Genomic DNA, 19,934 nt, shown 5'->3' with positions numbered 1-19,934 from the left:
GGCTCGGGTGGTTCGGTGGAATCGCTATCAGGTCGATACGGGGTCTACGGGGTGGGCACCGGCGTGGGGGTGACGGCCGGGCCGATGGTGAGGGTGAGCGCCGGGGACTGGCCGGAAGCCGAGCCGGAGCAGGTGACCGAGTACTTCACCTCGATGGTGGAGGTGGCCGCACCCGTGGCCACGAAGGTGGCCTGGGCGTTCGTGCCCGGCTCGCCCTGCAGCGTGGCGTTCGTGGCGGTGACCGTGTAGCCGCTCAGCGTGGTGCCCGAGGGGCAGCTGTACGACGTCCAGTTCACCACGAAGGTGCCGCCGGCCGGAACGACGTTGCCCGTGGCGCCGGACGACACCGTGGGAGCCGCACTCGGGGCCGTCGGAACGATCACGTCGGTGTAGACCGTGAGCTTGATGGTGGTGCCGGGCTGCACGTTGCCGACCGGGCTGGCCTGATAGACGACGTCCACCTGGTCGGCCGAGGGCGCCGCATTGCCGGAGACGCGCTCGGCCCCGAGACCCATGGTCTGCAGGATGCCCGACGCCTCGTCGAACGTCTTGCCCTTCAGCTCGGCCTCCGTCACCGCGACCGTGGTGGGTGTGGGCGTCGGGGTCGTGGTGGGCGTGCGCGTCGGCGTGGGAGTGCTCGACGTGGTGGCCGGGGTGACGGGCGCGTCGTTGTTGCTGCCCTGAACCACGAGGGCGACGATGGTGCCCACGAGCACGAGGCCCAGGATGATGATGAGCACGATGAGCGGCCACGTCCAGGGACTGCGCTTCTTCGGCGGCTCCTCGGTGGCGACCGCAGCATCCGCTGCCGCCTGGCTCGCCGCAGCGCCGCCGGCGGCGCTCAGAACGGTGGTGGCCTGGGTGGGGGCGCCCGACTGCATGACCGTGGTGGCCATGGTGGGCGGGAGGCCCTCACTGCCGAGAACGGCGGGAACCGCGGCCGCGGCGGAGGCGATGTCGCCGCGGCGGAGCGCCATCGCGGCACGCGCGAGGTTGGCGGTCGACGACGGGCGGTCTTCGGGCTTCTTCGCGATGCACGACAGCACGAGGTTGCGCACCGGCTCCGCCACCGTGGTGGGGAGGTCGGGCGGGGTCTCGTTGATCTGAGCCATGGCGATGGCCACCTGCGACTCGCCCGTGAAGGGGCGCTTGCCGGCGAGGCACTCGTAGGCCACGATTCCGAGCGAGTAGATGTCGGTGGTGGGCGAGGCGGCCTGGCCGCTGGCCTGCTCGGGCGACAGGTACTGCACGGTGCCCATGACCTGACCCGTGGCCGTGAGGGGCACCTGGTCGGCGATACGGGCGATGCCGAAGTCGGTGATCTTCACCCGGCCATCCGGAGTGATCAGCAGGTTGCCCGGCTTGATGTCGCGGTGCACGAGACCGGCGGCGTGCGCGGCCTGCAGGGCCAGGGCGGTCTGGGCCACGATGTCGAGCACGCGGTCGGTGGAGAGAACGTGCTCGCGCTCGAGGATCGTGGAGAGCGCCTCGCCGGGCACGAGCTCCATCACGAGGTAGGCGCTGCCCTCTTCTTCGCCGTAGTCGAAGACGTTCGCGATGCCCTCGTGGTTGACGAGGGCGGCGTGCCGGGCTTCGGCGCGGAAGCGCTCGAGGAAGCCGGGGTCGCCGAGGTACTCGTCTTTCAGGATCTTGATGGCGACGGTGCGCCCGATCACGAGGTCTGTGGCTTGCCAGACCTCGCCCATGCCGCCGATCGCGATGCGATTGGACAGCTCGTACCGGCCACCGAAGGTCACCCCTGCTGTGGGTCTCATTTACTCAGCACCGCCTCTAGTACTCGTTGTGCGATCGGTGCGGCCACCTGGTTTCCCGAACCGGATTGACCCAACCCTCCGCCATTCTCCACGACCACTGCGACGGCAACCCGGGGGTTGTCTGCGGGAGCGAAACCGGTGAACCACAGGGTGTAGGGATCGCCCTCCCCGTTCTCCGCAGTACCCGTCTTACCGGCCACACTGACCCCGTCTATTCTTGCATTAGTCGCCGCGCCGCTCTCGACCGCTTCGACCATCAGCTGCGAAAGTGTCGAAGCTGTTACAGAAGTCAGCGGAGTGCTGAACTCCTTGGCCTCGAAGCTCTGCAGAACGCTCAGATCGGGCGCTCTGATCTCGTCCACCAGTGTGGGCGTCATCAGCTTTCCTCCGTTCGCGACCGCGGCGGAGAGCATCGCGATCTGGATGGGCGTGGCCACGTCGCTGCCCTGCCCGAAGGCCGACAGTGCGACCTGGGCGTCGTCGAGGCCTCGCGGATACACGCTCTGCGAGACATCCATCGGCACGGAGAGATCGGTGCCGAAGCCGAACGCCTTCGCCATGTCGCCGAGCGCGCCCTCGCCGATCTCCATGCCGAGTTCGGCCATCGGGATGTTGCAGGAGAGCACGAAGGCGGTCTGGATGGTGGTGGTGTCGCCCCCGCCGCAGGTGCCGCCGCCGGAGTTGCTCACGGTGGAATCGCTGCCGGGAAGAGGGAGACGGGCGAGGTTCGGCTCGGTGTGATCGATGCCGAGGCCGGCGTTCTGCAGCGCCGCCGCCGTGGTGACGATCTTGAACGTCGAACCGGGAGGGTTCAGGTCGTTGATGGTCTTGTTGATGAGCGGATCGCCGTCGGCCCCTAGCAGTGTCTCGTAGGTGTCGAGCACCTGCTGGCTGTCGTGCACCGCCAGGGCGTTCGGGTCGTAGTCGGGCTTAGAGACCATGGCCAGGATCTTGCCGGTGGAGGGCTCGATGGCGATCACGGCCCCTTGCTGGTCGCCGAGGGCGTCATACGCCGCCTGCTGCACCACGGGGTCGATCGTGGTCTCGATCGAGGCACCCTGCGGGTTCTGGCCCGTGACGAGGCGGTTGAGGTAGTCGAGGAATTGGGAGTTGCTCGTGCCCGAGAGGTAGTCATTCATGGCCTGCTCGAGCTGGCTCGAGCCCTGACCCAGCGTGTAGTAGCCGGTGACCGCGCTGTAGAGCGCACCCTGCGGGTAGGTGCGCTGGTACTTGAATTCGTCGGTGGTCGGCACCGATACGGCGATCGGCTGGCCGTCGACGAGGATGGGGCCGCGCTCGGTGTCGTAGCTGGCGTAGATGGTGCGGGCGTTACGGGCGTCGTCGGCGAGGTTTCCGGCCTGGAAGAACTGGATGATGGTGGTCGACACGAGCAGTGTCGCGAACATGAGGATCACGACCACGGTCACGCGTTTGAGTTCACGGGTCACGGGTCTAGATCACCAGCCTTGGCTGATTGCGCACTGTGTCCGACAGCCGGAGCAGGAGCGCCACGATGATCCAGTTCGCCACGAGCGAGGATCCGCCGGCCGCGAGGAAGGGTGTGGTGAGACCGGTGAGGGGGATGACGCGGGTGACGCCGCCGATCACGATGAAGCACTGCAGCGCCACCGTGAACGACAGGCCCACACCGAGCAGACGACCGAAATCGTCTTGCCCCGCGAAGCTGATGCGGAAGCCGCGCGCGATGAACAGAAGGTAGAGAGCCAGGATGGCGAACATCCCGGCCAGGCCGAGTTCCTCGCCGATCGACGCGATGATGTAGTCGCTCTGCGCCAGTGGCGTGATGTCGGGCCGGCCCTGACCGAGACCCGTGCCGATGAGTCCGCCGTTGGCGAGCCCGAACAGACCCTGCACCAACTGGTAGCTGCCGCCGTCGGCGTTGTAGATGTCGGGGTTGAAGGCATCGAGCCAGTTGGTGAAGCGGTCGTTGACGTAGACCAGCACCTGGCCCGCGATCACGGCGCCGGCGAGGAACAGTCCGACGCCGAGCACCACCCAGCTGGCACGACCGGTGGCCACGTAGATCATCACGACGAAGAGACCGAAGTACAGGAGCGCCGTGCCCAGGTCGCGCTGGAAGATGATGATCGACATCGACAGGGCCCACAGCACGAGGATGGGGCCGAGGTCGCGGGCGCGGGGGAACCGCATGCCGAGGACCGTGCGGCCCACCATCGAGAGGCTGTCGCGGCGCGACACGAGGTAGCCGGCGAAGAACACCGCCAGGGCGATCTTCGCCACCTCGCCGGGCTGGAACGAGAAGGCGCCGATGTGGATCCAGACGCGGGCGCCGTAGATCTCCTGTCCGATGCCGGGCAGCATCGGCAGGAGCAGCAGGATGGCGGCCACGAGCATGGCCACGTAGGTGTAGCGCTGCAGCACGCGGTGGTTGCGGATGACGAGGATCACGATGATGGCGATCGCGACGGCGAGACCCGTCCACACCACCTGGCGCACGGCCGTGCTCTCCCAGCCGGTGAGGTTCTCGGCGATGTCGATGCGGTAGATCATGGCGATGCCGATACCGTTCAGCAGCGCCGCGATGGGCAGGATGAACGGATCGGCGTTGGTGGCGACGAACCGCAGGGCGATGTGCATGCCGATCACGAGCACGGAGAGGCCCGCGCCGAGCGTGATGATGGTGCCGATGTCGGCCGCGCCGAGCGCACCGAACTGCACGAGCACCACGGCGAAGGCGTTCACGGCGCAGACGATCACGAGGAGGAAGAGCTCGAGGTTGCGGAGCTTCTGCGGTACGCGGATTCGCCGGATGCCGCGACCCGGGGTGGGTGCGGGCGCTCCGGCCTCGGCGATGGCGGCGGCGTTTCCTGACATCAGGGGGCCGTTCCGTCGGCGGGTGGTGCCGCAGGGTCGGCGGGGGTGGGAGTCGGGGTCGCGGTAGCGTCAGTGGCTCCTGTGCCGGCATCCGTGCCCGTGCTCGCGGCGGCGGAGTCGCTCAGCCGTTTGACGATCTCGAGTGCCGCGGTGACGGAGTCGGCACTGATGGTGTTCTGCACCTGGCGCTGCTCGTAGGGGGTGAGGTCGTCGGTGGCGAGATCCGTCTCCTGGAAGACGTGCGAGAGCGCGATGGGTCCGACGGTCTGCTGCACGCCCTGGTAGATGGCGACGTTGCCGTTCGAAGCGCCCACGTAGAAGCGGGTCTGGGTCCAGCGGTAGCCGGCGTAGAGTCCGGCGGCGATGAGGGCGAGAACCACGAGGGTGCCCACGAGCCAGGTGACCTTGCGGCGGCGGCTTCGGCGGCGGTCTTCCTCGATGAGCTCGTCGAGGTAGTCCTCCGAGCCGGGCTCGAAGTGGCTCGGTTCGGTGCTCGCCGGCCCGCGGGGGTGCAGGCGGAGGCCCGGGATGCGCGACGTGCGACGGCCCACCGGCTGTTCGAAGGCGATCGGCTGCGCCGCCGATCCGACGACCACCGGCTCGACCTTCGGCTCGTCGAACGACTGGTGCACATCCACGACGACGACGGTGACGTTGTCGGGCGCCCCGTGGTCGAGGCTCTCCTTGATGAGGGAATTGGCCGCATCTCGCGGAGCGATCGAGTTCTTCAGGATCTTCTCGATGTCGTCGTGCTCGACGACACCCGAGAGGCCGTCGGAGCAGAGCATCCAGCGGTCGCCGGGTCGCGTGTCCATCACCTGGAGGTCGACCTCGGGTGCGGCGTCGACGTCGCCGAGCACCCGCATGAGCACGGAGCGCCGCGGGTGGGTCTTCGCCTCTTCGGGCGTGATCCGGCCGGAGTCGACGAGGCGCTGCACGAAGGTGTGGTCGATGGTGATCTGCGTGAGCACCTCGTCGCGCAGGCGATAGACCCGGGAATCGCCGATGTGTGCGAGCGCGACGCTCTGGCCCACCCGCACCAGCGCACTGAGCGTCGTGCCCATGCCGGTGAGCTCCGGATGCTCGTACACCGTCTCCGTGAGCACGGCGTTCGCGGCCACGATGGCCTCCTGCAAGGCGAACTCCGCGTCGACCGCGGAGTTGTACTGCCCGTCGATCTCCGCCAGGCGCTTCAGGGCGAGGGCGCTGGCGACGTCGCCGCCGGCGTGGCCGCCCATGCCGTCGGCGACCGCGAAGAGCGTCTCACCGGCGTAGCCCGAGTCCTGGTTGTTGGAGCGGATCTTGCCGACGTGGGAGACGGCCGCGCTCACGGTCACGATGGCCACAGGCTACCGTCGCAGCTCGAAGCTCGTGGCGCCGATTCGGATCGTGGTGTTCAGCGGAATGTGAACGGGTGCGGTGACGCGGTTGCCGTCGAGGAATGTGCCGTTCGTGGAGTCGAGGTCTTGGATGACCCATTCGTCGCCCCAGATCATGAGGCGGGCGTGGTGGGTGGAGGTGTAGTCGTCGCGGATGACGACGCTCGAGTCGGAGGAGCGGCCGATCGTGAGGGGCTCGGTGCCGAGGGGGATCTCGCTGCCCGATTTGGTGCCGGACGTGATGACGAGTCGGCTCGCGTTGGCGGTGGTGGCGCGGGGTGGCCCGCTGAGCTCGGTGCCGGGGGCGGGGACGAAGGTGGGCACCTTCGGGGCTGGGGGCGGAGGGGCGGCTGGGGCTGCGCCCCCGGCTGCGGCGGTGCCGGCCGCGGCGGCGGCGGCCATGGCGGCGGGGTTCGCGCCCGGGGAGGCCGCTGCGCCGGCGCCGGCGCCTGCGCCTGCGCCTGCTGTCGCGGGAGCGCCATCCTTCAGCTTGCGCACGCGCTGGCCGAACAGATCGGACCGCATCGCGTACACGACGATGAAGATGAACACCCAGAGCAGCGCCAGGAACGCCAGCTGCAGGATGAGGAGGGTCAGTTCGCTCATGTCGCCGCCTACCGCCAGAATCCGCCGGGATCGAGCGGTGGGCGACCGCCTTGACCCTCGACCTGTCCGTACGCCTGGTTCGACTGGTTCGGCGCGGGGGGCTGCGCGGACGCACGGCGGCTCGAGGATGAGGAGGGGGTGGACTGCGGCACGATCCGGAACACGATGTTGGTTCGGCCGATCTGGATGACGGAGTCGGGCTCGAGGTTGGCCCGTTGGAAGGCGCGGCCGTTCAGCTGGGAGCCGTTCGTGGAGCCGAGATCGCGGGCCTGGGCGTGCGATCCGTCCCAGAGGATCTCGACGTGCTTGCGGCTGGTGCCGGTGTCGTCGATGGTGATGTCGGCATCGCTGCCGCGACCGATGACGGTGCGGGACTTGGTGATGGGGTGACGCGTGCCCGCGACATCCAGAACCGGGGTCCAGGTGACTTCGCTCTTGATGTTGGAGGAGTCGATCTGCACGACGCCCGTGGTGAGCTTCGTGTCGTTCACGAGGTCGATGGTGACGCCGCCCGCGAACTGGAAGCCTTGCTGCGAGGCGTGCTGCTGCACGATCTGGTTCAGGTCGTCGATGAGGGTCGGACCGATGCCCGTCATGCGCTGGTAGTCGCTCGGAGCGAGCAGCACGCGGAAGCTGTTGGGTACGAGGATGCGGTCGCGCGAGACGACGGCAGCCTTCGTGTCGAGTTCGCGCTTCAGCGCGGAAGAGATCTCGACCGGCTGGAGCCCCGAGCGGAAGGTCTTCGCGAAAGCGCCGTTGACGGCGCGCTCGAGACCTTTCTCGAAGTTGTCCAGTATTCCCACGTCTCTCCGTTCCCTTTCTCACAGCACCCGTCGGCTCATCGTGCAGGGGGAGTCGGCGTGGTGTCGTTCGAGGCTTCGCGCAGGCGGCGCGTGCTCATTAAGGCGTGAATGCTAGGTAGATGTTACTTGCCTTGCGTGTTAATGCACTCTCAGGGGCATCGCCCGGCGTGGATCTCGAACTGTGCTAATCTCTCCTAGTTCGCGCGAGTGGCGGAATTGGCAGACGCGCTGGCTTCAGGTGCCAGTGCCCGCAAGGGCGTGGGGGTTCAAGTCCCCCCTCGCGCACGAACGATCGGTGCCGGTCAGTCGGGATTCTCTCCCGAGGGGCCGGCATTCGTCGTTTCCGGCATTGTTCTCAGTTGCGGATGAACCGGACGAGCGCTGCGGTGAGCTCGTCTTTCACCGTGGTGTCACTCACGGTTGACGTGCCATCTCCGGGTTGCATTCCGTAGTCGCCGAACTGCGCGTGGTTCGCGCCCTCGATCACCACGAACTCGGTGTCGGCGGGCAGGTCGGCCTTGGACGCCTCGATCTTCGCCGGCGTGCTGAGGCCGTCGTTGCTCGCCGAGATCGAGAGCACGGGTTTGCCCAGGTCGGCGATGTCGCCGGCGCAGTAGGAGCCGAACAAGATGAGCCCGCTGACGGCGTCGTCGCTCGCGTACTGGCACGCCTTCACGCCGCCGAGCGAGTGGCCGCCCACGAACCAATCGGTGACATCGGGCGCGAGGGCTGTGAAGGCACTGAACGGACGGAACTCGAAGATGGCGAAGTTCAGCACAGGGCGCACGATCACCACGGTGGTGCCCGCCTCGACGAGGCCGCTCAGCTTGTCGGCGTAGGCCAGCGGATCGACCTTCGCTCCGGCGAGGAACACCAGTCCGGTTCCCGTGGAATCGCCGGTGGGAGTCATCACCACGTCGCCGTAGCTCCAGCTGGTGTGCACCGCGGAATCGGCGGCGACCTGCTGCACGGGATCGCGCTCGGCGGGGTAGGTGATCTGAGCCATCACGACGAAGCCGACGACCACCAGTACCACTACGCTGAGGCCGGCCACCAGGGCCACGCCCGCCCGCGGGTGCCGCCGCCGCGGGCGACGCGGCGCTGCCGCCTGCCGTGGCATCGGGGTCTCCTCAGGATGGGTCATGCTCGACCTTAACCCGCTCCGGCGCGCTCGCCATCAGATCGCTCCTCCTCGCTCGGCGGGCGGCGTGGGAGGAGGCTGAGCCCTGCGCTCGACGTACCGTGTTGCGGTTCTCGCCGACGAGACGGCGGCCACCTTCGTGTCGACGAAGCCGCGGGACCGCATGATCTGGCGGATGGCGCCGTCGCCGATCCAGGCGCCGCGGCCCTTGCGGTGAACCAACCAGAGAGACGCGCCGGGCGGCAGTTCTTCGAGCGCGCTGTCGAGATCGCGCTCGTCGTCGACTTCGGCGATGGCGATGAGGCTCGACACGTCGGGCTCGCGGCCGAAGGCGTCGCCGTCGCGCGCGCCCGGATCGGAGTGTGGCGAGGCGGAGGTTGGCCGGGTCGGGGTCGCCGCGACATCCGTGATCGCCAGGTGGAGTTCGGGATCGGTGACGTGACCGATGAGGTGAGGTGGGTTGTGGGCGGAGAGCCCCAGCTTCTCGGCGAGGGTCGGAGGCGGTGTCAGGATCTTCTCGGCCCAGCGGCGGGCGACGGCGGGTGGCAGTTCGATCTCGATCCGCTCGTCGGCGGCGCGCACCCGGAGGAGGTCAGCGGTGGCCGAGACCTCCTGCAGCTCGCCGAGGGCATAGCGTCGCCGGAGCGGACCGCGAAGGATCAGTTCGGTCGGCTCGAGCAGCACATGCACATCGTCGGCGCTCTCGAGCGTGCGCCCTGCGGCGTCGGTGATGGTGACCGGTGCGGTCGTCTCTCGTCCCATGCAGAGAGTATGGAATGGGCGACGGCGTGTTGTCACCCGGTCGTGGGCTGTGGTGGAGAACTGCTGCCGGGCGGGCAGGTGTGCAGGAGAGGTCAGGGCTGGGTGTCACTCGTGCGCGCCGCGGAGGTCGTAGCGGGCGAGGGCGTCGGCATCCGTGGCCAGGGTGGCGGCGCGGCGGGCGCCGTCGAGGGCTGCCACGGGGTCGGACTCCTGCTCGGCCAGCTCGAGTTCGCGGCGGGCGGCGGCCAGGCGGGTGCGCGCATCCGGACCCACCCGGCCCCGGCCGCTGCCGATCGCGTCGTCGGCGGTGCCGATGTGGCTCCGGGCGATCGCGGTGGCGCCCACGAGGGCGTGGCGCGCGGAGTCGAGGCGTTGTTGCGCGCTGCGGGCGACGGCGAGCGTCGCGTCGAGGGCGGCGGATGCCGCGTCGAGGGCGTCGATGTCGGCGATCGGGTCGCCGGGGGTGCTCTCGGAGGTGATGCGCCCGATCAACTGTTCGAGCTGGCTCTGGCCGGCGACGATGCGGGCGACGGCGTCGGCGTCTTCGACCCGTGCGCGCAGGTGGGTCGCCTCGGCGAGGCGGGTGCGCGCGGCGTCGAGTGCCGACATCCGGGTTGCTTCGGCTGTCGCGAGGGAATCGCGGGCGCGGGCTATGGCGTCGAGTCGGGCTCGGCCCTCGCGCACGGCGGCATCGGCCTGCTGCACCGACCGGGCTATCGGAGTGATGGCGCTGTTCGCGAGATCGGACTCAGCGGCGGCGAGGGCGCTGTCGGCCCGGTCGAAGAGCTCCTCGGCGCTGTCGGGATTGTCGACGACCGCCGTGAGGGCCGTGGGCCGATAGCGGGCGGACAGGGTCTCGAGGGTGGCGCGGGCATCCGGGAGCTGGGCGCGCGCGGCATCGATGGCCGTTCGCACGCGGCGGATCTCCTGCGGCGCAGTGGATTCGAGCCGGCGGCGCTCGCCGAGTGCCCTGGTCTGGGCGGTCACGAGCGCGAGGGCTGAATCGCTGAGAGCGAGGATGCGCTTGCTCCAGTCGCGTTGCTGCTGCTCGGTGTCGGGAACGGCGTCGTCGAGGCGCTGCTTCAGAGCGAAAGCCTCGGATGCCCGCTGCCGAGCCGTTGCCAGCGCCGCCTCGAATTCGAGGGCGCTCTGTTCGCCGAACTCGGCGCGGGCGAACTGGGCCTCGTCGTCGCCTGCGCGGATGGCGTCGTCCATCTGCACGAGCTGGATGTTGGCGCGCTTGACGAGATCGGGGAGGCTCTCGCGGAGCGGGGCGCCGCCGATCGCGGGTGCGGGGTTCGTTGCGCCGCCGACGAGTCGTCCTGACCGGCGGGATCGGCGGCGGATCACGGTCGCGCCGCCGATGAGGCCGACGAGGACGAGGCCGAAGACGATCGCGCTCGGAATGAGGGAGAAGTCACCCATGGGGATCATCGTACGGATCTCGGGTGTGGGATTCGTGGGGGGTGGTTGGTGAGTACTAATTGCTCATAACGCCTGCGCGATGATGCACGGCACTGTGGGCGGCATGTCATCTCTCCGCAATCGTTCTGTACTGGGTGCCGCTGTGGCGTTCGTTCTGGCTCTCGTGTGTGTCGGCGTGGTTGCGGGGCCGGCCTCCGCAACGCCGGGCGACCCGGTGTCATTCGATGTCGTGGGGAGCACCGACTTCATCGCGCAGACCGGCACCACGTCTACTGAGACGATCACGTTCGTCAACGACGGGACTGATCCGATCAAGTTCCCGGCTCGGCCCGCCTTCACATCACCGCTCGCTTTGATCGCCTTCTCCGGATTCTCGGGAGAGACGATTCTTCCCGGATCCTCTGCGTCGCTTGTCGTCGCGTTCACGGCCGGTTCTCCCGGGGTGGTGGAGGTGCCGACGAACGTCCTCGTCACGGCAGAAGATGGCAGCAACCGCCATCTCGTGCAGGTGATCTTCAAGACGGAATCGACCGTCGGTCCTCCGCTCCATTTCGTGATCGACCCCACGACCTTGGACTTCGGTTCGGTCATGGTGGGTGCATCCGCATCGAAGAGTCTCTCCGTTCGCAATGATGGTGCAGTGCCTCTCAATCTGTGCGTGGCCGACATCATGTTCTACGACATCGTGGGCACCGAACTGCCCGACTTCACGATCACCTCGTCGTCGCTGGGAGGTGGATGCGGCTACGTCTCCGTCGGAGCGCAGGCGACCTTCTCGGTGACCTATTCTCCGACGGCGAAGACCGATGCCTTCCGCGGGCTCGTGGCGGTGACGGCGCGTTACATTCCGGGTGAAGACGTGGCCGACACGCTGTCGATCGATGGCGTGATCGCTGCAGCGGCGGTCGATCCTGTGGTCGTGCCGACACCCACTCCGACGACCGCGGTGCCTGCCGCTCCTGCGGCGAAGCCCGCGGGTGTGGGGGCGGCCGCGTCCGCCACTGCGCGGCAGCTGGCGCACACCGGGGCTGAGCCTGCGTTCATGATCGGGTTCGGCACGCTGACGCTCGCGTTGGGTGGGGTTGCGCTGTCGATCGCGCGGAGTGCTCGCCGCAAGGCGCGTCGGGGCTGATTCTCGCCGAGGGCCCGGCAGGAAGCGGGCCGATGGTCGGCGGGGAGTCGAGCGGGGCATCCGGAACATCCGGGTGCCCCGTCTTGCGTTCGGAGAGCGCCAGTGCGGTCGGCCCTCGGAGCGCTGGAAGCGGACGGCATCGTCCATCTGCACCAGCTGGATGTTCGCGCGGATGACGAGATCGGGGAGGCTTTCGCGGAGCTGGGTGCCGCCGATAACGAGTCGGAACGAGGGAGAAGTCACCCATCGCTTAGCCGCAGGGATCTCGAGTGGGGATTCGTGGGTGGTGGGGATTGAGTAGGGATTGCTCATAACGGGGGCTCGTGGTTTCGCGAGACCGTTGGCGCTATGTCCTCACGAATCCGTCTCGTCTTCAGCGTTCTGGCAGCGCTCACAACCGCTCTGATAGGGGTGGGTCTCGCGGCCGGGCCTGCCTCGGCAGCGCCGGGAGATCCGCTGTCCTTCCATGTCGATGGAAGCGAATTCGTGGCGCAGACAGGCACGGCCGTTACGCAGGTCGTACGGCTGACCAACGACGGAACCGATCCGCTTGTCTTCCCTGCGCCGCCCACTTTCATCGCGCCCCTGCATCTCGATTCCTGGACAGGCATGACCGGTGAGACCATCCTCCCGGGCGCGGCGGCCACGCTCACCCTCACTTACACGGCGGGTGCCCCGGGGCGCACCGGGGAGTCCGTCTTCTTCACCATGACCGCGGTGGATGGCAGCCATGTCCAGAACGCCAGCCTGCACATCGGCTTGGAATCCACGTCGACCTCCCCACTCCACTTCACGCTCGATCCCGTGACTCTGGACTTCGGGGCGGTGACAGTTGGCGCATCGGCGACCAAGACGCTGACCGTCAGCAATGATGGTTCGGTGCCGCTGTACTTGTGTACCGCTGACGTGATGTTCTACGACATCGTCGGCACCGAACTGCCCAACTTCCAGGTTACGTCGTCGTCGTTGGGTGCATCGTGTGGCTACGTCCCCGCCGACGAGCAGGCGACTTTCGGCGTGACATTCGCCCCACTGGCCAAGACCGATGCCTTCCGTGGACTCGTCGCGGTGACAGCGCGTTACATCCCCGGTGAAGATGTCGCCGACACTCTCACAGTCGACGGGGTGATCGCGGCGGCGGCCCTCGACCCGGTGGTCGTTCCCACGCCGACGCCCACGCCCACGACTGCGGCGCCCGCGACACCGGCGGTGAAGCCTGCCGCTAGTGCTGCGGCGGCCGCTACCACGCCGCAGTTGGCGCACACCGGGGCCGGGCCTGCGTTCGCGGTCGGGTTCGGCACGCTGACGCTCGCGCTGGGTGGGGTTGCGCTGTCGATCGCGCGGAGCGCTCGCCGCAAGGCGCGTCGGGGCTGATTCTCGCCGAGGGCCCGGCAGGAAGCGGGCCGATGGTCGGCGGGGAGTCGAGCGGGGCATCCGGAACATCCGGGTGCCCCGTCTTGCGTTCGGGAGGGGCCAGAGTACCCGAGCTCGAGCGCTCGGAGGGCTAGAGGAGCTTCTCGCGGAGTTGGTCGACCGAGTGCACGATGGCGATGGCGCCCGAGGCTTCAGCAGGGGACCCGTAGCCCCACTCGACCATGATCGCCGGCACGCCGTGGTGGGCGGCGCCCTCGATGTCGTGGGAGCGGTCGCCCACCATCACGAGGTTCGAGAGGTCGATGCTCTGCTCGCGCAGGCGGCGGAGTGTCTCCTCGACGACATCCTTCTTGGCGCTGCGGGTCTCGTCTTCCGACGAACCGCAGATCACCGTGAAGCACTCGGTCACGCCGAGGTGCTCGATGATCCGGATCGCCTGCGACTCGCCCTTCGACGTGGCCAACGCAAGCGGTACCGCGGCCGCGTGAAGGGCACGGATCAGACCGAGCATTCCCGGGTACACCACTGAATCATCCGCTGGGCCCTCCGAAGCAGCCAGGGCGCGGTACACGCCCAGAGCCTCCTTGGCCTCCTCCTCGTTCATGTCGGCCACATCGCGGAAACCGTCGAGGATCGGTGGGCCGACGAAGGCCAGGAGTTCGGTCGGAGCCGGGATCGGCCGACCCATCGCCTCAAGCGTGCGCGACAGCCGGCCGATGATGCCGGGGGCGGAGTCGGTGATCGTTCCGTCGAGATCGAAGAGGATGCAGGACCAGGGCTTGACAGGGCTGTGGCGAGTCACTCGAACAATCCTAGGGTCGGGGGTGCCATCGCCTGAAACGCGGTGGGCCGGGCTGGATGCTGGACGGACATGCGGAGATACCAAGTCGGAATAGACTCACTCGATCATGCTCGCCTTCGCCGCCCGACGACTCAGCGCGATCGCCACCGTCGTCCTCCTGATCGGCGCGGCCATCGTGGTGCTCACCGGCATCCTCCCCTCCGCCGACTTCGGCGCGCTCGTCGCGCGGGTGAGCCCGGTTCTCGGCTTCGTCGTGGCCATCACGATCGTGGCCGAACTGGCCAGCGCCGCCGGAGTGTTCACGCTCCTCGCCGAGCGGATGGCGGGTTGGGGACGGGGGCGCGTCGTGGCGCTCTGGTTGCTCGTTCTCCTGCTGGCGGTTGTCAGCACCGCGTTCCTCTCGCTCGACACCACCGCTGTGCTCGTCACGCCCGTTGTCGTGCTGCTGGCGTTGCACGTCGGGGTCTCGCCGATCCCGTTCGCGCTCGCCACGGTGTGGCTGGCCAACACGGCATCGCTCTTCCTCCCGGTGTCGAACCTCACGAACCTGCTCGCGGCGGACTCGTTCGGCGGGAGTGGCTCCGCTGCCGACTTCCTCGCCGTGACCTGGGCCCCGGCGCTCGTCGGTGTCGTCGTGAGCGCGGGCATCCTGACGTTCGTGTTCCGCCGATCCCTCCGCGGGGCCTACGACACCCCCGAGCGCACACCGATCGCGGATCGGCCGCTGCTCATCTACTCGGCCGTGGTGGTCGCCATCCTGCTGCCTCTGCTCGTCTCGGGCATCGAGGTGTGGATCGTCGCGGCGGGCGCGGCCGTGCTCCTCATCGGGGCATTCCTGGTGCGCGACCGCTCCGCCTTGCGGCCCACGCTCATCCCCTGGCAGGCGATCGGCATCGCGTTCGGCCTCTTCGTGCTGGTCGAGGCCGCCCACGCCCACGGACTCGAGAATCTTCTCGCTGCGGTCTCCGGATCGGGCGACGACCCTCTCAGCCTCCTCCACCTCGCCGCCGTCGGCGCTCTCGGCGCCAACGCGATCAACAACCTCCCCGCGTACCTCGTGCTGGAACCCCTCGCCGGAGACCCTCTCCGTCTCACCGCACTGCTGATCGGCGTGAACCTCGGCCCTCTCGTCACCCCGTGGGCCTCGCTCGCCACACTGCTCTGGCATCAGCGGATGACGGCGCTCGGGGTCACGATCTCCTGGCCGCGATTCATGGGGCTCGGCGTCGTAGCGGTCGTCGTGATCGTGCCGCTTGCGACGATCGCGCTCGCGGTCACGGCGGGCGCGCACTAGCAGCAGGGTCGGAATCCCCGTCAAACCGGGCATCTTGCGGCTGATCTTGACGCCTCGGCGGATGCGCGGGCGCGGGCGCAGGGGATCGCGACGCTGACGGCGGCGTGCGGGTGTGCCCGTGGCGTCAGGCCACGAAGTCGCGCTTCACGATCTGCGCCAGACTCCCGGCGTCGAACTGCACGGCGGCGAAGTCGGCGGTGTGGATGAGAGCCAGCGCATCCTTCGCGGGAAGGAACATCGCCTTCGCCGCCGCCCGCTGCTCCTTCGGCACCGCGAGCCGGAACTCGGTGAGCGAGGTGAACAGCGGCAGCACGAGCTGGCCGTCGGTGGAGAGCAGGGTGCGCACCTGGGGGTCGGCCGCATCCGTTGTTCCTGTGATGTCGACCACGAGTCCGCCCGTTCGCATCGCCCCGAGGAGGGCATCGAGGGTGGCGCGATTGGGAAGGGCCGCGAAGGTCTCGAGCGCCTTGCGCAGGGGTCTGTTCGAGTAGGTCTTGGGGAATGCGGGTGCGCGACTGGCCACGCCTCCAGCCTAGGCGGCTCAGGATGCGCGTGCCGAGCGCGCCTGCTGCGGCCGCCGCGTGCCAGGTTGCCACAAGTTGTGGCAACTCGGTGCTTGGGGCGGCACTTTGTGGCAAGTCGGTGAGGGTGTGTGCCAGTGGTTCGGGTCACTTGCCACATGTTGTGGCAATTGGGTGTTTAGGGCGGCACTTTGTGGCGAGTCGTTTGGCGGGTGTGCCGGTGGTTCGGGTCACTTGCCACAAGTTGTGGCAACGGGGTGTTTGGGGCGGCGGTTCGTGGCGAGTCGGCGCGGGTGGGTGCCAGTGGTTCGGGTACTTGCCACATGTTGTGGCAATTGGGTGTTTGGGGCGGCACTTTGTGGCGAGTCGGTTGGCGGGTGTGCCGGTGGCTCGGGTCACTTGCCACAAGTTGTGGCAACGGGGTGTTTGGGGCCGCGGTTTGTGGCAAGTCGGTGAGGGTGTGTGCCAGTGGCTCGGGTCAGTTGCCACAAGTTGTGGCAACTCGGTGCTTGGGGCGGCGGTTTGTGGCCGGTCGGGGAGAGGCCGCGACGCGGTGGGGATCAGAACAGGCGCGAATCCGCGTCGTCGAGGCCGCGCATCGCGTCGTAGTCGAGCACGAGGCAGCGGATGCCGCGATCCTCGGCCAGGGTGCGGGCCTGCGGCTTGATCTCCTGCGCCGCGAACACACCCTGCACCGGAGTCAGGTGCGGATCCCGGTTCATCAGCTCCAGGTAGCGCGTGAGCTGCTCGACGCCGTCGATGTCGCCGCGACGCTTGATCTCGACGGCCACTGCGGCCCCGGCCGCATCCCGCGCGAGGATGTCGACCGGCCCGATCGCGGTCATGTACTCCCGCCGAACCAGCGTGTGCCCGTCGCCGAGAAGGGTGATCTGCTCGGCGAGCAGCTTCTGCAGGTGGGCCTCGACACCGTCTTTGACGAGCCCCGGGTCGATGCCGAGCTCGTGCGAGGAGTCGTGCAGCACCTCGTGGATCGACACGACGAGCACGTCGTCGGTCTTCTTCTGCGTGACCTTCCAGAGCTCGGTGATACCGGCCTCGACCTGGTCGGCATCCGGTTCGAGCACCGTGAGCGTGCACGGCGGGCTCATCCAGTTGAGCGGCTTGTACGAACCGCCGTCGGAGTGCACCAGGATGCTGCCGTCGTTCTTCAGCATCAGCAGACGTTGCGCGAGCGGCAGGTGGGCACTGAGCCGGCCGGCGTAGTCGACGGAACAGGTGGCAATGACGAGACGCACCAGTAGAGCGTAGCGCCGCGGGCACGACGGGTGGTGCGGGGGCGCTCGACCTGACTGAGCTCGCGCGCTCGGCGTTCGAGTTGCCAGAAAGTGTGGGCTGCACGTCCGAGTTGCCACATCTTGTGGCAACTCGAGGGGCTGTTGTGGCTACTCGGGTGGGCGGGTCGCAGGGGCTGCTGGGAGGGGGAGGCGGTTACTCGGGGTGGGTGGGCTGCTCGGGGCGGGGGGGGGGCGGTTACTCGCGGGCGGCCGGAACGGCGGGGCGTCGCATCCGCTCACGGGCCGCCGGCGACGCGAGGCCGGCCACCACGACGAGCACCAGCACCACGAGCAGCGCGTTCAGGATGCCGAAGGCGTGGCCGAGCACCCCGAGCACCGGCGGGCCCACGAGGAACGCGGCGTAGCCGATGATGGCCACCATGCTCACGCGGGCAGCCGAGAGCTTCGGGTTGTCGGCGTCGGCCGCGGCCGACATGCCGACCGGGAAGCCGAGGGAGCAGCCCAGACCCCAGAGGATTGCGCCCACGACGGCGAGCCAGAACACGGGGGCGAAGATGAACGCCAGCAGACCGATGACGGTGAGCGCGGCTCCGGCCCGCAGCACCGGGACGCGGCCGAAGCGGTCGAGGAGGGGGCCACCGACCACGCGCCCGACCGTCATCGCGACGGTGAAGACGCCGAAGACGAGGGCGCCGACGGTGTTGTCCTGGCCGTGGCCGTCGACCATGGCGAGTGCCAACCAGTCGTTCGAGGAACCTTCGGCGAATGCCATTCCGAGCACGATGAGGCCGATCGCGATGAGGCGGGGGTCTTTCCAGACGGCAAGGCTCTCCCGCATCCGCTGGCCGACGGAGGGCTTCGGGTCGGCCGAGGCCGCGTTCCCCGCCTCGGCGCGGGCGCTCTCATCCGACTCGGCCTCGGCGCCCTCGGGCACGAAGCGGATGGCGATGAGCGCGCTCACCACCACGAGAACCGAGATCACCGCGAGATGCACCGCGACGTCGATCTCGAGGAACGAGGCCAGTGCTCCGAGCGCTGCGCCCGCCACCGTGCCGAAGCTGAAGAAGGCGTGCATGAGCGGCAGGAGGGTCTTGCCGATGGCGCGTTCGGCGGCGGCACCCTCGACGTTCTGGATGACGTCGACGCAGCCGTTGCCGAGCCCGAAGAGGAACAGTCCGATGGCGACGACCGCGGGCGACACGATGACCGTCGCGCCTAGACCGACGATCGCGAGCCCGATCGCCGCCGCCACGAGAGTGACGACGATGCCCGCGCGAGCGCCGATGCGGTTGATGAGCGGGGGAGACAGGATGAGGCCGAGCACGGCGCCGGCCGACATGGCGAAGATGAGGGCACCGATCTGGGCGGTGTCGACGCCGAGGCTGTCGCGGATCGAGGGGATGCGTGCCACCCAGCTGGCAATGCTCAGGCCGCTGAGCGCGAAGATCGCGAAGATCGCATTGCGCCACGCGTGGAGCTGCGGGCGGGTGAGGGTGGAGGTCATGGCGGGGATCCGGTCGATCGTGGATGGGCGGGGCGTGGGTCGGCGTCGTGTGATGCGGGCGAGAAAGCTCTGAGGTCGAATCGATTCGATCGAAACGATTCGACTACGCTACCGAACATGAGCGCCCCGGAGCAAGCACGTGCCACGTTGCTCGACGTCGCCGAGCGGGCGGGGGTGTCGCGATCCACGGCATCACTCGCGTTCAGCGGGGCGGGCCCCGTCTCGGAGGCGACGCGCGAGCGGGTGATGGCCGCGGCATCCGACCTCGGCTACGGCGGCCCCGACCCGCGGGCTCGATCGCTCCGGCAGGGCCGATCCGGGGTCGTGGGCATCGTGTTCGACGAGAGCCTGCTCAACGCGTTCCGTGACCCCGTGAACGTGCAGACCCTCGACGGCATCGCCGAAGGCCTGGGCCTCGACAGCAACGGCCTGCTCCTGCTTACCGAGACCGGTGCCGTGGGCACGGGCATCCAGTCGGCGGCGATCGACGCGGCCGTGCTGATGGGATGCACCCCCGTCTTCGACCGTGTCGTCGACTCGCTCGGCCGCCGCGGCGTACCGATCGTGTCGATCGAGGGTGGAGCGCGCGACGGCGTCGTGGATGTGGGGCTCGACAACGCGGCCGCATCCGAGACCCTGGCGCGTCACCTTCACGACCTCGGCCACCGCAGCGTGGGTGTCGTGACGCTGGGCACGGATGTCTCGCGCACCATCGGTCTCATCACGCCCGAACGGGAGGCCGGCATCACCGCGGCGGTGACCGCTGATCGGCTGGAGGGTGTGCGGCGGGTGTTCCCGGATGCGGTGGCCTACTCCGCGGGCTTCAACCTCGTCGACGACGGGGTGCGGGCGGGACGCGAACTCTTCGCGGCAGCGGATGCGGCGGTCGCGGCGGCGCTGCCTGATTCGCCCGCCTCGGACGCAGCCGGCGGGGAGGGTGCCACGACCGTGCTCGCGGCGCACCCCACGGCGATCATCGCGCAGAGCGACCTGCTCGCGGTCGGTGTGCTGCAGGTGGCCGCCGAGCGCGGACTGCGCGTGCCCGACGATCTCAGCGTCACCGGATTCGACGGCGTGCGCATCGACGGCCTCGCCGGAGTCGACCTCACCACCATGCGCCAGCCCGCCGCGGAGAAGGGCCGCGCCGCGGGCCTCGCCGTGACCGAGTTGCTCGCGGGCCGTCCCGTCGCGTCCGCGCACTTCGAGTGCGAGTTCCACATCGGAGACACCACGGGGGCGGCGTCGACCGCTCGCTAGCATCCCGCCGTACCTCGATCGCGGTGGCCGAGGGGTCCGGCGGGAGC

At 68.7% G+C, this 19,934-nt stretch carries 17 protein-coding genes and 1 tRNA gene; 5 read left to right on the top strand and 13 right to left on the bottom strand.

Annotated elements, in window-relative coordinates; all coding sequences use genetic code 11:
- Positions 1-44: 44 nt before the first annotated feature.
- Genes EPO52_RS09310 through EPO52_RS09285 form a run of 6 tightly spaced genes read right to left on the bottom strand, consistent with a single transcriptional unit; the run spans position 45 to position 7,419 of the window.
- The gene (locus EPO52_RS09310) at positions 45-1,775 is read right to left on the bottom strand and encodes a serine/threonine-protein kinase (RefSeq protein WP_290805106.1); all 1,731 of its coding nucleotides are present in this window, start codon (positions 1,773-1,775) and stop codon (positions 45-47) included.
- Positions 1,772-3,223: a penicillin-binding protein 2 gene (locus tag EPO52_RS09305; protein ID WP_290805104.1), complete on the bottom strand. Its 1,452-nt coding sequence runs from the start codon at positions 3,221-3,223 to the stop codon at positions 1,772-1,774. The genes EPO52_RS09310 and EPO52_RS09305 overlap by 4 nt, the downstream gene beginning before the upstream one ends.
- 4 nt (positions 3,224-3,227) lie before the next feature.
- The gene (locus tag EPO52_RS09300; RefSeq protein WP_290805101.1) at positions 3,228-4,631 is read right to left on the bottom strand and encodes an FtsW/RodA/SpoVE family cell cycle protein; all 1,404 of its coding nucleotides are present in this window, start codon (positions 4,629-4,631) and stop codon (positions 3,228-3,230) included.
- Entirely contained in the window at positions 4,631-5,977 is a 1,347-nt protein-coding gene (locus EPO52_RS09295) for a PP2C family serine/threonine-protein phosphatase (RefSeq protein ID WP_290805099.1), read from the bottom strand. The genes EPO52_RS09300 and EPO52_RS09295 overlap by 1 nt, the downstream gene beginning before the upstream one ends.
- 3 nt (positions 5,978-5,980) lie before the next feature.
- Positions 5,981-6,616, bottom strand: coding sequence for an FHA domain-containing protein (locus tag EPO52_RS09290; RefSeq protein WP_290805096.1), 636 nt, complete (start codon positions 6,614-6,616; stop codon positions 5,981-5,983).
- 8 nt (positions 6,617-6,624) lie between these two features.
- On the bottom strand, positions 6,625-7,419 hold the full coding sequence (locus tag EPO52_RS09285; protein WP_290805093.1) for a DUF3662 and FHA domain-containing protein: 795 nt from the start codon (positions 7,417-7,419) through the stop codon (positions 6,625-6,627).
- 201 nt (positions 7,420-7,620) lie between these two features.
- On the opposite strand from EPO52_RS09285, the gene EPO52_RS09280 reads away from it, so the two are divergent.
- A tRNA-Leu gene (locus EPO52_RS09280) sits at positions 7,621-7,704 on the top strand.
- A 70-nt stretch (positions 7,705-7,774) separates the two neighbouring features.
- Here the strand turns inward: EPO52_RS09280 and EPO52_RS09275 are convergent.
- From EPO52_RS09275 to EPO52_RS09265, 3 genes are all read right to left on the bottom strand, one after another.
- Positions 7,775-8,563 (bottom strand): alpha/beta hydrolase, encoded by a 789-nt coding sequence (locus EPO52_RS09275; protein ID WP_290805091.1) that lies wholly within the window; start codon positions 8,561-8,563, stop codon positions 7,775-7,777.
- Between the two features lie 33 nt (positions 8,564-8,596).
- The gene (locus EPO52_RS09270; RefSeq protein WP_290805089.1) at positions 8,597-9,322 is read right to left on the bottom strand and encodes a hypothetical protein; all 726 of its coding nucleotides are present in this window, start codon (positions 9,320-9,322) and stop codon (positions 8,597-8,599) included.
- A 105-nt stretch (positions 9,323-9,427) separates the two neighbouring features.
- The gene (locus EPO52_RS09265) at positions 9,428-10,747 is read right to left on the bottom strand and encodes a hypothetical protein (protein ID WP_290805086.1); all 1,320 of its coding nucleotides are present in this window, start codon (positions 10,745-10,747) and stop codon (positions 9,428-9,430) included.
- 103 nt (positions 10,748-10,850) lie between these two features.
- On the opposite strand from EPO52_RS09265, the gene EPO52_RS09260 reads away from it, so the two are divergent.
- Entirely contained in the window at positions 10,851-11,879 is a 1,029-nt protein-coding gene (locus EPO52_RS09260; RefSeq protein WP_290805083.1) for a choice-of-anchor D domain-containing protein, read from the top strand.
- 348 nt (positions 11,880-12,227) lie between these two features.
- On the top strand, positions 12,228-13,253 hold the full coding sequence (locus tag EPO52_RS09255) for a choice-of-anchor D domain-containing protein (protein WP_290805080.1): 1,026 nt from the start codon (positions 12,228-12,230) through the stop codon (positions 13,251-13,253).
- Between the two features lie 130 nt (positions 13,254-13,383).
- On the opposite strand, the gene EPO52_RS09250 is transcribed toward EPO52_RS09255, so the two are convergent.
- Positions 13,384-14,055 (bottom strand): HAD hydrolase-like protein, encoded by a 672-nt coding sequence (locus EPO52_RS09250; protein WP_290805078.1) that lies wholly within the window; start codon positions 14,053-14,055, stop codon positions 13,384-13,386.
- Positions 14,056-14,161: 106 nt separating this feature from the next.
- Between EPO52_RS09250 and EPO52_RS09245 the strand changes: the two genes are divergently transcribed.
- The gene (locus EPO52_RS09245; protein WP_290805075.1) at positions 14,162-15,349 is read left to right on the top strand and encodes an SLC13 family permease; all 1,188 of its coding nucleotides are present in this window, start codon (positions 14,162-14,164) and stop codon (positions 15,347-15,349) included.
- A gap of 124 nt (positions 15,350-15,473) precedes the next feature.
- Here the strand turns inward: EPO52_RS09245 and EPO52_RS09240 are convergent, their stop codons facing one another.
- The 3 genes from EPO52_RS09240 to EPO52_RS09230 all read right to left on the bottom strand — a co-directional run bounded on the left by EPO52_RS09240 (position 15,474) and on the right by EPO52_RS09230 (position 18,684).
- On the bottom strand, positions 15,474-15,872 hold the full coding sequence (locus EPO52_RS09240) for an SseB family protein (RefSeq protein ID WP_290805072.1): 399 nt from the start codon (positions 15,870-15,872) through the stop codon (positions 15,474-15,476).
- A 558-nt stretch (positions 15,873-16,430) separates the two neighbouring features.
- The gene (gene nucS, locus EPO52_RS09235; protein ID WP_290805069.1) at positions 16,431-17,126 is read right to left on the bottom strand and encodes an endonuclease NucS; all 696 of its coding nucleotides are present in this window, start codon (positions 17,124-17,126) and stop codon (positions 16,431-16,433) included.
- 235 nt (positions 17,127-17,361) lie between these two features.
- Positions 17,362-18,684 carry an MFS transporter gene (locus EPO52_RS09230; protein ID WP_363340078.1) on the bottom strand — a complete coding sequence of 441 codons (1,323 nt, stop codon included), beginning with the start codon at positions 18,682-18,684 and terminating at the stop codon, positions 17,362-17,364.
- Positions 18,685-18,747: 63 nt separating this feature from the next.
- On the opposite strand from EPO52_RS09230, the gene EPO52_RS09225 reads away from it, so the two are divergent.
- Positions 18,748-19,887 (top strand): LacI family DNA-binding transcriptional regulator, encoded by a 1,140-nt coding sequence (locus tag EPO52_RS09225; RefSeq protein ID WP_290805064.1) that lies wholly within the window; start codon positions 18,748-18,750, stop codon positions 19,885-19,887.
- The last annotated feature ends 47 nt before the right edge of the window (positions 19,888-19,934 follow it).

Source organism: Herbiconiux sp. (genome assembly GCF_004297105.1).
Classification (GTDB): domain Bacteria; phylum Actinomycetota; class Actinomycetes; order Actinomycetales; family Microbacteriaceae; genus Herbiconiux.
This window is presented reverse-complemented; position numbering and strand designations above follow the sequence as displayed.